The following is a 13365-nucleotide window of genomic DNA, read 5'->3' as shown; positions in this document are numbered from 1 at the left end:
GTTATCATTAAATGAATAAACTCCTATTTTTCTGTTTTCTCTTAATACAATTATACTTTGTTACTAACGTATCTGCACAACAATTTGAATTGCGCGGACAGGTGACCGATTCACTGCGAGTAGGTATAGCAGGAGCAACCGTTCAGGTTGTTACAGGCAGCGATAGTTTGCGTGCAAGAACTGACGAAAATGGCCACTTTAGTTTCCGCTCAGTACCGAAAGGAACTATTCAGATCGCAGTACGCAGTATGGGTTATCGTGCTTACCAACGGAGCATGCACTATACTGCCAAAGAAAATGGCTATCAGTTGCCAAGCATCATACTCTATCCAGCCATACAGCAACTGGAAGAAGTACAGGTCAAAGCACCCGACCCCATACGGGTCGCAAAAGATACGGTCGAATACAATGCAGCCGCTTATACGATAGGCGAGCATGATCGACTGGAAGACCTGTTGCGGCAGCTCCCGGGTATCAGCATCGATGCCAACGGCAATGTAACCGCTATGGGCGAGTCTATAACCAAACTACGCGTCAATGGTAAGGATTTTTTCACCAATAATGTCAAGGATTTTTTGCAGCAACTTCCCGCTGGTATTATAGCCAAACTCCAAGTTATTGACGACTATGGTGATCAGGCTAATTTTACAGGAGTCAAGGTAGGCAAGCCTCAGAAGATGCTCAATCTTGTCATCAAGGATGGACAGAATAAAGGCATCTTCGGCGATGCTCAAACTTCTGCGAACACACAAAATCTGTTTGGCGCGGGGATTCAGGGTAATGTATGGTTGGATGTGCACCAACTGAGTGCTTATGCCAATTCCCAAAAGACGCGCACCGAGGGTGGCAACCAGCAAACTACAAGTATTGGCACCAATTACAGACGCTCCATGGACAAGAGCAATGTTTACGGGAATTATGGACTCAATATGAACCAAAGAACAGGAGCTTTCGAGAGCTACACCGAGAGCGGCACTAGCAATGGGATTCTGTATAACCGGATGGAGAACAGCAATGACAATGAGAATCAAGATCAGCAAGTACAGTTTAGTTTGCAGTCACGCGGGAAAAAAGATTTTTGGAATTTTCAATTAACAGGACAGCGTGCTACTGGTAAAAATGAAACGCACATCCTTTCCAAGCAGACTGGTGCCATCGTGCAGGATCTAGACAATACGATGCTGAGCGATTTGAAAAACAGAAGTGGAAACTTATCCCTATCCTGGAGCCGGAATATGCAAAAGCTGGGCCGTAATTTGAACGCCAGCTTTTCCGGGAGTGTACAGGGCGGACAAGAGCAGAGTGCGATCCAAGATCAGCTAAGTTTTTACGATCAAGCAACGGGCGAGTCCGTAAAAGATTCTGTCAGCATCCGCTTGCTGGATGCAGATCGGGGGGAATCCACACTTGGGCTTACTGCGAAATATACCGAACCACTCAATGACCATGCAACAGCAGAGCATAAGCGCAGCTTGGATATTGGTTATGATTATTCGTTCAGAACAAGTGATCAGGTTATGGAAACAAACAGCGATCAAGCGGGGGTATTCCAGCGTATCGATTCGTTGAGCACTGATTTCCGATCAGTATTCAGCACCCATCAGCTGGAGCTGAGCTATCGGGTAGATGCACCCAAGTTAGCGTATAGCTTAGGTTTGAGGATGTTGCCAGTCCGTATGCATGCTACCGAAGGTAGACAGCAGGCGGATGTAGGATATACGATGTTCAACCTATTTCCTATTGCAAGCATTCGCTACGCACCATCACTCAAAAACAGCATGCAGCTGAACTATACAGCAACTGCTTCAGCTCCTTCTGTGCAACAATTGATGCCCTTGCAGGATGTTCGCAACCTACAGCAGGTCACCATCGGTAACCCCAATCTGAAACCGACACAGATGCACAGGCTTAGTTTGAATCTGGGACGAGTGAACCCTGTGAAAGGGCATACCTACAATCTGACTTTGAGCGGAAGCATTGTACAAGACCAAGTCGTGAGCAATGTATTGCTATTGCCCGACACGCTCCATAGTCTCAAGCAAGAGACCCATTATGTAAATGCCAATGGCGCTTATAATCTAAGCGCCAACTATGATGTGACCCTACCATTTGCGCAATATTATCAATTGCGATGGGGTACATATGGAAATAAGAACCGGTCGATGGTTTTTGTAGGTGGGCAAAAGGGAGGCAACAGTACCATATCCCTACGCCAGTCTCTCAGTCTGGCACTCAATAGAAAAAAAATCCGCGGAGCCGTAAATCTTAGTTATGATTATGCAAACAGCAGCTATGAGTTAAACAGTGATTTAAGTAGACGTACATACAGCTGGGATATGGGAACTGATGCTCGCTGGACAATCAGTCCACGACTGATCATTGGGGCAGATGGTAGTTATCGGATCAATGCTGGGTATAGCATTCCTATCAAGAACCCCATATTAATCAATGCCTATGTCGAATTATTTTTGTTTGCAAAGAAAGAGTTGAGTATGAAATTACATGGTTACGACCTCTTGGATCAACAGCAATCGGTTAATCTGTTGGTCACTGCGAATAGTATTACGCAACAGACCAGCAATCGGGTGGGACGCTATGTCCTCTTGACTCTGAAATACAATCTATCGCGTTTTGGTGGATAAAAATAAGGCTTATCTATAAAGTTGTTCTTTTTGACTAGGGATAAGTTGCTGTGTAGGAACCTATCTATGAACGAACGATTATTAAAAACAAACCAAAGATGAAAAAACAGCTCATTTTCCGATCGGATTAAATGCCTGTAGGCACAAAAAAAGCCACGGTATGTTCGCGCATACGCATGGCCAAATAGCCGGGTCAACAAACGCATTAAAATGAATTTACCTATTAAACCCAACTAACCCAAAAGTATGGATTATTTTTATTTTAAACAAGGGTTGCGGCAACGCTGGCTGTCACCCCATATTATGCTTGTTATGAAAATAACGACATTTTTACTCCTTATCGGTTGCCTCCATGCAAGTGGGAGCACTTACGGACAAAAAGTATCCTTATCAGAACGGAATGTTTCCTTAGAGCAAGTCTTCAGTCTATTGAAAAAGCAGACTGGGTACGATTTTCTCTATGGAGCAGGTTTGTGTACAGATGCGCGTAAAGTGAATATTGAAGCCAAGAACTTAGAATTGGCTGCCGTGCTCGAAAGCTTATTTAACGACCAACCTTTTTCTTATGCCATTTCTGATAAAACAGTGGTGATTAAGTCAAAATCTAGGGAAGATACCCAACAGCGTACCATTCAAGGTAAGGTGCTCGATGAAAATCGTAAACCATTGCAAAGTGCTTCTGTTTCTGTAGAAGGAGCCAATCAGAGTACCCAAACTGATCTATTTGGTATGTTTACATTAACTAATGTACCTGTTGATGCGAACATCCGTATCAGTTATATGGGTTATGATACTCGGACGGTCAAAATCTCAAATATTAAGGAGTTTGTCGAAGTCATCATGCGAATGTCTGAAAATCAATTGCAGGAGGCCAATGTTTTAAGTACAGGATATTATACCTTACCGAAAGAGCGGGCTACTGGTTCATTTGAACATGTGGACAATGAACTGTTCAATCGAAATGTAGGGCCCGATGTCATTACACGGCTGAAAGGACTGACGGTCAGTACGATTTTTGGATCGGTGGATAGTCCACCGACTTATAGGGCTCCTTCAGGAAATACCATGTTAGGAGTAAGAAAGATTAATGCTTTGGGGCAATTGCAGGTTCGAGGCATTAGTACCTTGGAGATGGCTACACCCTTTGATGCTGGTACACCTGGGCGATTACCCTTGGTCATTTTGGATAATTTTCCTTATGAAGGTGACATCAACAATATTAACCCTAATGATGTGGAATCCGTGACTGTCCTGAAAGATGCCGCTGCTGCTTCCATTTGGGGGAGCCGATCCAGTAATGGCGTAATTGTCATTAGCACCAAGAAAGGAAAAATTGATCAGCCGTTGCGTATCTCAGTCAATAGTAATGTGACCATCAAAGAACGGCCAGATCTTTTTTACGGACCATTTATGAATAGCTCGGATTATATTGATATTGAGAAGTCTAATTTTGAACGTGGTGTTAACGATTGGTATGTCGATGATCCAACGGTATGGTCCATGCCGATATCACCCGTGGTTGCTTTATTGGCACAACAACGCGCTTTAGCTGTGAGCGATGTAGCAGGTCGTGCTGCCATTGATGCACAGATTAATGCTTATCGAAACTATGACCGAAGAAAAGATATCTCCAAATACCTGTATCGTAAGGCTGTATTACAACAATATTCCGCCAATCTTTCTGGTGGTGGTCGGCAGTTTTCTTATTTTTTATCGGGTGGCTATGATCACAATACGGATAGCGAGGTGAATGTCTTTTACCGAAGAAAAAATTTACGGAGCAGCATGGCTTTCAAGCCGATAAAAAATCTGGAATTAAGTACTGATATTCGTTATACCAATGGCCTATATCATGCTCCTGCTACAATGGATGGACCACAAAGAGTCATGAATAAACTTCCATTTGAACCTTATCTTCGATTAGCGGATGATACTGGAAATCCGCTGGAATTAATTAATCCAAGCTTGAGTCTCGTTTCAAATCACAAGTATCGCTGGGTGGCTGGAAACGGTCGTTTATTGGATTGGCGTTATTTTCCACTCAACGATATCCAGACCAATTATAGCGAAAGCAATACGCAAGACATCTTGATGAACTTTGGAGCTAATTATACTATCATCCCGGCCTTAAGAGCGAGCGTCAATTATCAGTATGGTAAAAGTACCGATGATATGACCCAATTTTTAAGTCGCGATTCCTGGTACATGCGGGAATTTATCAATTCTTATGCGACTTATAGTAAAACCGATTTAACAGCTCCTGCTACTTTCAATGTACCCATTGGTGATGCGATTAGTAAAACATCTCAACCGCGGACCTCGAAAACTTTACGGGCACAATTGAATTTTGACCAGACCTTCCATCAAGTACATGAAGTTAATGCCCTTGTTGGTTTTGAACGAAGTGAAGCTAAGATTGATGGTAGCCCCTATATAAATAAGTTGTATGGCTATAACTCAGATCCAATGATGTTCTCTTCTGTACCTTATGGGACTCCACTTCCTTATGTAAATGGTGATGGAGGAACGCTTGTTATTAATTTACCCATATCCCTTCAAACCTCTTTTATTGATCGGAAGACCTCTATCTTTATGAATGCTTCGTATAGTTACGATAAGCGCTATGCACTGACTGTCAGCGGTAGAAACGATGCGGCTAATATTTATGGCATAGCCGCGAGTGATCGGATCAAACCGAATTGGTCCATCGGTGGGGCATGGAACCTGTATGAGGAAACTTTCTTTACACCTGGTCTGTTACAGACCTTGAAGCTAAGGGCGACCTATGGTTATATGGGCAACATCAACAACACGATTGCGGCCTATCCAATAATAATGTATAATCCATCTTCAAATGGTACCACAGGTCTCAATTTTGCCCAGGTCGGACAAGCTCCCAATCCCTATTTAGCACCGGAACGTACGGGCATGGTGAATTTTGGTGTCGATTTTAGCCTGCGGAACAATCGGTTATCGGGTACGCTGGAATGGTATCAGAAACGTTCGTCCAATTTGATAGCTCCTACTCCTGTAGATAACAGTACGGGTTATCAGAGTATGATGATGAATTCTGCACATATGAAAACCAACGGTTTTGAGGCAAATCTGCAATCCATCAACCTGCAAAGCAGGCCTTTTAGATGGTCCAGCAATTTACTGTTCGCTTATACCCGAAATCTGGTGACCAAATATCTTTTGCCTCGCGCCGATAATGCCCGCAATTATATAGTTTATGGTGATGGTAATCTCAGATCTACTACTTATCGGGAGGGGGTAGATGCCTTTAGTCTATATACTTACCGTTTTGCAGGTCTGGATCCGCAGACCGGCGATCCACTGGGCTATGATGCAAATGGTAATATTACGAAGGATTATAGCGAAATAATTAATAATTCAAAAGTTCAGGATCTGGAGAATCAGGGTTCTATTATTCCACTCTATAACGGGGCATTCCGCAATACTCTGCAATGGAAATCTTTTTCCCTATCAGCCAATATTCGCTATAGTTTTAAGTATAAACTGAGTCGCGGTTATTCAGGTCCATCTAGTCTGTGGGGCTATAGAATGTTCCCGAGTATGGATTATGCGAATCGCTGGCAAAAGCCGGGTGATGAAACGAAACTGGAAGTAGTGCCTTCCATTCGACCTGGCGAAAATAATGGATTTCGTGACCAATTTTACGGATCATCCTCAGCCCGCGTATTTTCAGGAGATCATATCCGCTTGGAGGACATCCGTCTGGACTACCGGATTTCTATAGCTAATAAGGTTCTGCGAAGTCTGCAGGTCTATTGTACTATGAATAACCTTGGGATTATCTGGCGGGCCAACAAGTTTGGAATTGACCCAGCATCTTTATTGGAACCGCCCGCACCCCGAACGGTTACTTTAGGTTTTAATGCAAGTTTTTAGCAGGAATTAATGTATAGAAATTATGATGAAGAACGAATTAATATTCATAATCATCTTGTTGCTATTTTTGCAGACAGGATGTAAAAAAGACTTTCTGGATCAGCGACCGAATCTAGCACAGGTAACTCCCACTACGCTGGCCGATTGTCAGGCACTATTGGATGATTATTCTCGAATGAATGCCGGTTATCCGGACCATGGGGAAGCAGCATCGGACAGCTATTATTTTACCGATGCTGTATATGAAAGTCTTCCAGATGCAAATAATACAGCAGAAAATAAAAATAATTACGTTTGGCATCCACAGGGAGAGCACGTTGCGCAATGGCTTCAAGGCTATCAGGTTGTTTACAATGCCAATCTGGTGTTGAGCACATTGGAAAAGCTTTCTACAACCGACCCCAATTATAAGATGATTCGAGGGGCCGCTTTGTTTTTTCGCGCCTTTGCTTATTATAGCTTAGCACAGCTCTTCTGTAAACCTTATACCGTCGGAACAGCAGGTACGGACCTTGGTATCCCAATCCGCGTGACTCCAAATCCCCAAGAGCTATCGAGCAGAGGAACAGTGAAGCAGATTTATGATCGGATTACGGCTGATCTGAATGAAGCAGTATCTTTGTTACCGATAGAGGTTAAGATCAAAGCACGCCCTTCTAAAGCTGCCGCTTATGGTGCGTTAGCACGGACCTACCTGTCTATGGAAGATTATGCAAATGCCGGAAAGATGGCGGATGAATGCTTGAAATTGCAGTCTACTTTGATTGATTATAATGTGACAAGTAATCCTGCAACTTCCACAACGGTCAATAGCAGTGCTACCGGTCCATCCTTTATGAGATTCAATGCCGAAGTGATTTTTCAGGCGGTTACAATTTACGGTACACTTGCTCCAGGAATGGTACGAATCGATCCTGCTTTGTATGATTCTTATTCGGCAACTGACAGGCGAAAAGGAGTCTTTTTCGGAGAAGGAATGGAATGGAATGGTGTACCAAACGGAATAATTGGTTTTAGGGGAAATTATGACGGTACGGAGAGTTCTGGTTTGTTTATGGGCTTAGCGACCAATGAAATATACCTGATCAGAGGGGAGTGTTATGCCAGAGCTGGCAATACTCGATTGGCCATGAATGATCTAAATACTTTAATGGCAAAACGTATGGTACCACCTTATATCAACCGAACTGCAAGCAGTGCTAATAATGCACTGGTTCAGATTTTAACAGAACGTCGAAAGGAGTTGGTCTTCCGTACATTGCGCTGGACTGATTTACGACGCTTAAACAAAGACCCAGCTTTTGCGGTTACGCTACGTCGGGATATGAATACCATATCGTATACGCCACTGCAACCCAATGATCCTCGTTATACACTTTTGATTCCGACTCGGGAAGTCATCGACTTGACCGGTATGGAACAGAATCCGAGGTAAGAATGGCTGAAATGCTTTCATTAAAAAGAAATTGAACATTATGAAAACAATATTTAAAGTAATAAGATTTTTCCTGATCTTTTTCTGGGGATTATTTTTGTATTCCTGTCAAAAGGAAAAGGTATTGCAGGCAGAGGCGGGCCTAGCCAGGGTAAATGTGATTAATGCCGTCGTGACAGGGGGTAATGCCAAAGTCAATGTATCTGCAAAGAAAATAAACTGGAGCAGCATCCGTGATAACCAGGCTTTGGGTGGATCTACTTTGAATAAGATGTTTATTGTTCCGACTGACCAAAGTACAGTTTTTCAGGTCGTACCCCTCAGTGATACCACAAACATGTGGTACAATCAGGTCGCTCAGTTGAGTGAAGGGAAAGTGTATACCTGGTATCTATCGGGTACACCAACAGATTTAAAAACCGTATTTCAGGAAGAAAGTAATTTTCCAGATTATGTGATTCGCGACGCGGGGAAACCTACCCCCTCAGCGGATAGCATCGTCAATATCCGTTTTGTCAATCTGTCATCATCAGGCCCGAAATTGGACATCAATATACTCAATAATACGGCACTGGAAGCAAATGATTTGGGCTATCAGCAATTCACGGATTTCAAAACCTATCCAGCTAGGACCGGTATGAATACCATTACTTTTCAAATTCGAAATTCAGCAGATAATTCGCTCGTAGCTACCTATACCTTTAGTGCAAGTTCTTATCGTTTTAAATCAGTAGCAGTTGTAGTGATGGGGGTGTATAATACTCCTGGACTTTCCGCATTAGACAACTTTCGCATAGTGGTTGTCCCTTATCAATAGTAAATCAAAATACAAGAAACCTTGCAAATATAAATTGCAGGGTTTCTTTCTTTAAGCAGCTCAGCTGGAAGCTAAATATAAAGATTTTTCATCTCAATAGCTAGGGAATCTATCCAATCAAAGAACCTATAAGTATATAAACAATTTTATTATGAAATTAACAACAGTCATTTGTTTTCTTTTATTACTAACAAGTATTACACAGGCGCAGGAAAAAGATAAATATGGTCGACCAGCACTTGTTCCCGGTATTGCCGAATTGAAAATCGGAGATCAGGTTCCCGATATCTTGATTGACAATATTATCAATGATGATAAACGTAGCATCCACACTTCGGATTATAAGGATAGGTTATTGGTGCTTGATTTCTGGGAGCGGAGTTGTGGTACCTGTATCGCCAGCATGCCCAAGTTGGACTCTTTACAGCGTGTATTTGGAGATCGAATTAAATTGTTATCTGTTACCTGGGAATCGAAAGATCATATTGTTGATTTTTTTAATAAAAATCGGTTCTTAAAGGAATATAATCCACCTGTACATCGTGCTTCTGCTGTTGATGACCGGATTTTGCGCTCCTATTTCCGTTATCAGACCAACCCCCATGTGATTTGGATCTTTAAGGGTAAGGTGATGGCCATTACGGGATATGAGCATATTACAAGTACCAATATTCAGGAAGTATTGGATGGGAAAACCGTGAATTGGCCCTTGAAAAACGATAGCTTTGACCCGATGTATCCCCTGATGCGCTTGGACGGCTTGTCGACAGAAGTAAGTGAATCACCCTTTTACGGCTATTCAGTACTGACAGGAACGTCCAATTCGATGCAGATTGGTCTAGGCGGACTTTTTTATAAACAAGATACCGCACGAAATATTAGCCGTCTTGCTTTTTTTAATCAAGACCTTTCTTCCATTTATCAAATTCTATTATATGCCACAAAACCTTTTGTTACAGAGGGAGATATGGTGAAAGATGCCACTAAATTACCTTACCTCCCTCATCCTGCGCGTCGCATATTAGAGGTTAAGGATGTATCCCGTTTTCGTAATGTTGACCAAGAGAATCAAGTCGTATGGGATCGAAAAAACCATTTCTGTTATGAAATGGAAAAGCAAGGGCTGGTCGACAAACAAGCATTGGCAAAACAAGCTTTAAAGGATTTGAACAATAGATTTGGTCTTAATGGGCGTTATGAAAAACGCAAGGTTAAATGTTTGGTTTTTGTGAAAACCAATAAACCACTTACTGATACTTTACCAAAAGGAAAGGGGGGAATGTCAATTCCCGCTTTGGTGATGATGAGTTTAGATTATACTCAAAAATATCCACCAGCGATTGATGAAACAGGATTAGGGTTTGATGTAGACTTCAATATTATGCCAAGTGATGGTACCCTCGCTGGGTTCCGGAAGGAGATACAGCGCCATGGCTTGGATCTGATAGAAGCCGAGCGTGAGATTGAGGTTCGGGTCATCTCAGATGTCAAATAGCCTGGTTGCTGTTGGTATAATTAAGAAACCCTGCAAAATAAATTTCAGGGTTTCTTTTTTTAAGCTGCGCGTGGGCAGCATGGCTAAGCCAGAATGTTAAGAGCGCTTTTATAAACGCTTAATAATTTGTTTTTACACACAGAATAATCTATTTTAACCCTCCCTTATGGTTTCAATAGTACATTTGTACTTTCTATTTTGTTATTTACAGTATTTCCAATTTCCGCAATTAACGAGTCTGTAAGAATCGGTTTACTCATGTTGTCAGAAGCTTGAATAGCACATAATTGTTCGTTTGGTGTTGGACATGAAGGAGGTGTACTGCCTACAAGAGTATAATGATTTGGATTTGAAACATCAGGTGTTCCAATTGGTGTGAATGAATACCAAGGCATAATAATAGTGCTTTTATCGATCAAAAAGCGTAAACTTTAATTGGTTGCTTACTCGTTTACAGGGTTTTCAGCTTCGCCCTTTGCCTACTCGATTATGGATTTTCGGCCTTCTCCATTTTTAATGTGTTAGCTTTGTGTATTTAAAATTGTTGTTAACCGTCTTTTATTAATCATATTTTTACGTCTTAGCAATAGTTTACACATTCGCTACACTTTTATATACTCGAGTAATGAAAAGTGTAAAGGAATTCTGAAGCGTTATACCTATGAAGGCTTTAAAAACACATTGACAGTAGTTGTTTTGTTCTCCAATGCTATCGCTATTTCAGAGATAAGCGCTACTGTGATAATAGGTTTTCCCATATTATCAAATGCTTGAATAGAACAGAGAATAAGATTGGACCCAGCACATGGTGATGGTACATTTCCATAATACGTATACTGATTTGGATCTGTAGGATCTTTGTGAATTCCCGGAGGAGTAAATTGATACCAAGGCATAATCGTTGTGCTTTTATAAATCAAAAAGCCTAAACTTTAATTGGTTGCCTACTCTGTTCTGGATTTTCGACATACTCCCTTTTTATTCTTTCAATACTTATATTAAGGACAGAGTAAAACATTTACACTTTCCGTCTTATTTTGTAGCGCTGTTCCAATTTCACCGCACAATGCAGGTGTGATAATTGGCGATCCCATATTGTCAAAGGCTTGTATAGCACAGAGACGAATATTTGGATTTGGACAGGAAGGGGGGGCATTTCCAACAAGTGTATAGCTGTTGGGATCACATACCGGTCCTCCATTGTATTTATACCAAGCCATAATCATAGCGCTTTTATACATCAAAAAGCATAAACTTTAATTTCTTTAGCCTACTCTGTTCAGGATTTTCGGCGTTCTCCTTATTTCATCAAATTTTATTTACTATCTTAAATAATAGTTTTTAGCATAGACATGCATTTGTACTTTTTAAGCGTACGTTCGTGGTGTCTATTTTATTTTGAAGAGCATTAGCAATTTCTGAACATAATGAAGAGGTAATTATGGGTTTCCCCATATTATCTAATGCCTGTATTGCACAAACAAAATCTTTTGGAGGTGAACATGGAGGTGGGATACTTCCATATAGTATATAGTTATTGGGATCACATGGATTACAATAGCAAGGAATTGGAGGTTGATATTTATACCAAGGCATAATCGTAGTGCTTTTATACATCAAAAAGCATAAACTTTAATTTCTTTAGCCTACTCTATTATCGGGTTTTCAGCGTCGCCCTTTTATCTTATACACTGTGCCTTTTGTCTGATGTTAGTCGCCGTACCAGCATTTACTCTTCTGAGCATTGGTATGGGGCCAACATCATCAATCTAAATTTTTCAATTTAAATCATTCAACTACAGCAGCGTTCAACTGTCAATCGCAATCATTACAGTCACTTCCTTTTAACAACACATTGGTTGTGCTTTTATGGTGCTCCAATGCGCAACAGATTTCTTCCTCTAGATCACAGGTAATGATCGGTTTTTTATGGTCATCCATCGCTTGGATGGCACAGACCATCACATGGCCTTCACAGTGTGGTGGATGATTCCCGTGTAGGGTGTACTGGTTTCTATCTTTCGGGTCGCCGTCATTTTTGCAGCAGGGGGTGTATGAATACCAAGGCATAATCGTGGTGCTTTTATACATCAAAAAGCGTAAACTTTAGTTTCTAAATAAATTAAATTGCTCTAATAGTACGCCCACTAGGGCAATTGCTGTCAACCAAATATTGACCTTGAGATGTCTCCTCCACGTCATGTGTTTGAAGAATCCACCACAGGGGCAGGGGTAGCGCTCATAGACCTGAAAAATAATCCCGGAGACATAGAGCGTGAAGATCAACATCAATCCGAAGGAGAAGTACAAGCCCAACAGCATGGTCTCCCGAAACAGCAACAGACAAACAACAGCAATTTCTAGTATAGGAATCAACCAAGTCAAAATCGGAACAGTCCATTTTGGTATTGCTTGTGATCCCAATATTTCACCAAACGATTTAAGCTTAGCAAATTTTGGTACCGCTATGTACGCCCAAAGAAGGGCGAACAGGGCAACGATGATATATGTAATAAGAGTCGCAATCATAATGTCAGTTTTTATTTGGTGATTTAAACTAAGACTAAGGTAAAGAGGAAAACAGAGGCAGCGTTACCGCATTTCTTACATTTTTATTGTTACATCTGTTGCAAAAAAAATGTAAGAAATGCGACACTTTTATTGTTACAAATGAGCATTTTTTATTGTATTTCGGTATGTAAATCTTATTACTCAATAAATGTCACTTCGATGGTGGAAGTTTTTTTAGTTTTCTGTTGATTGCGGCACCGCAATTGTGGCAATGCGAAATTCTGCGTGAAATCTGGAAGTTTGAAATTTTGCTTGTTTATTTTGAAGATTTTATTCCTCCGAAATTCTACTTATAGCAGTGGATTTCTCCCATGTAGACAATAGCCTAGCTGGCAAGTGGCTATTCGTGGAGCAGGTGTAGGAGAATGTTGATTTTCGACCGAGGTCTTATTTTACAGGTGAAACAGCTGTAGATAAACCTGAGGAAGTGGTTGCTTTGTATTACCGTTTGACAGTGATGCTTACCGATACGATGGATGTTGACCAGGAGGGG

The 13365-nt window shown here is 41.3% G+C and carries 10 protein-coding genes; 5 read left to right on the top strand and 5 right to left on the bottom strand.

Going from position 1 to position 13365, the window contains the following annotated elements; translation table 11 throughout:
- Positions 1-11: 11 nt before the first annotated feature.
- From KO02_RS16040 to KO02_RS16020, 5 genes are all read left to right on the top strand, one after another.
- Positions 12-2642 carry a TonB-dependent receptor gene (locus tag KO02_RS16040; protein WP_038699891.1) on the top strand — a complete coding sequence of 877 codons (2631 nt, stop codon included), beginning with the start codon at positions 12-14 and terminating at the stop codon, positions 2640-2642.
- A 312-nt stretch (positions 2643-2954) separates the two neighbouring features.
- On the top strand, positions 2955-6554 hold the full coding sequence (locus KO02_RS16035) for a SusC/RagA family TonB-linked outer membrane protein (RefSeq protein WP_158500306.1): 3600 nt from the start codon (positions 2955-2957) through the stop codon (positions 6552-6554).
- A 22-nt stretch (positions 6555-6576) separates the two neighbouring features.
- Positions 6577-7989: a RagB/SusD family nutrient uptake outer membrane protein gene (locus tag KO02_RS16030; protein ID WP_051959990.1), complete on the top strand. Its 1413-nt coding sequence runs from the start codon at positions 6577-6579 to the stop codon at positions 7987-7989.
- A 40-nt stretch (positions 7990-8029) separates the two neighbouring features.
- Positions 8030-8806: a DUF4397 domain-containing protein gene (locus KO02_RS16025; protein WP_038699887.1), complete on the top strand. Its 777-nt coding sequence runs from the start codon at positions 8030-8032 to the stop codon at positions 8804-8806.
- A 151-nt stretch (positions 8807-8957) separates the two neighbouring features.
- Positions 8958-10301 carry a TlpA family protein disulfide reductase gene (locus KO02_RS16020; protein WP_038699885.1) on the top strand — a complete coding sequence of 448 codons (1344 nt, stop codon included), beginning with the start codon at positions 8958-8960 and terminating at the stop codon, positions 10299-10301.
- Between the two features lie 164 nt (positions 10302-10465).
- On the opposite strand, the gene KO02_RS16015 is transcribed toward KO02_RS16020, so the two are convergent.
- The 5 genes from KO02_RS16015 to KO02_RS23635 all read right to left on the bottom strand — a co-directional run bounded on the left by KO02_RS16015 (position 10466) and on the right by KO02_RS23635 (position 12830).
- Positions 10466-10696, bottom strand: a complete 231-nt coding sequence (locus KO02_RS16015) for a hypothetical protein (protein ID WP_038699882.1) — start codon at positions 10694-10696, stop codon at positions 10466-10468.
- Positions 10697-10960: 264 nt separating this feature from the next.
- Positions 10961-11197: a hypothetical protein gene (locus KO02_RS16010; protein ID WP_038699880.1), complete on the bottom strand. Its 237-nt coding sequence runs from the start codon at positions 11195-11197 to the stop codon at positions 10961-10963.
- A gap of 102 nt (positions 11198-11299) precedes the next feature.
- Positions 11300-11521, bottom strand: a complete 222-nt coding sequence (locus KO02_RS16005) for a hypothetical protein (RefSeq protein WP_038699878.1) — start codon at positions 11519-11521, stop codon at positions 11300-11302.
- A 595-nt stretch (positions 11522-12116) separates the two neighbouring features.
- The gene (locus KO02_RS23640) at positions 12117-12371 is read right to left on the bottom strand and encodes a hypothetical protein (protein ID WP_144243347.1); all 255 of its coding nucleotides are present in this window, start codon (positions 12369-12371) and stop codon (positions 12117-12119) included.
- Between the two features lie 36 nt (positions 12372-12407).
- Positions 12408-12830: a MauE/DoxX family redox-associated membrane protein gene (locus tag KO02_RS23635; RefSeq protein ID WP_144243346.1), complete on the bottom strand. Its 423-nt coding sequence runs from the start codon at positions 12828-12830 to the stop codon at positions 12408-12410.
- Positions 12831-13365 lie beyond the last annotated feature (535 nt).

The organism is Sphingobacterium sp. ML3W (assembly GCF_000747525.1).
Classification (GTDB): Bacteria; Bacteroidota; Bacteroidia; order Sphingobacteriales; family Sphingobacteriaceae; genus Sphingobacterium.
Note: the sequence above shows the minus strand (reverse complement) of the source record. Positions and strands in the feature narration are given on the sequence as shown.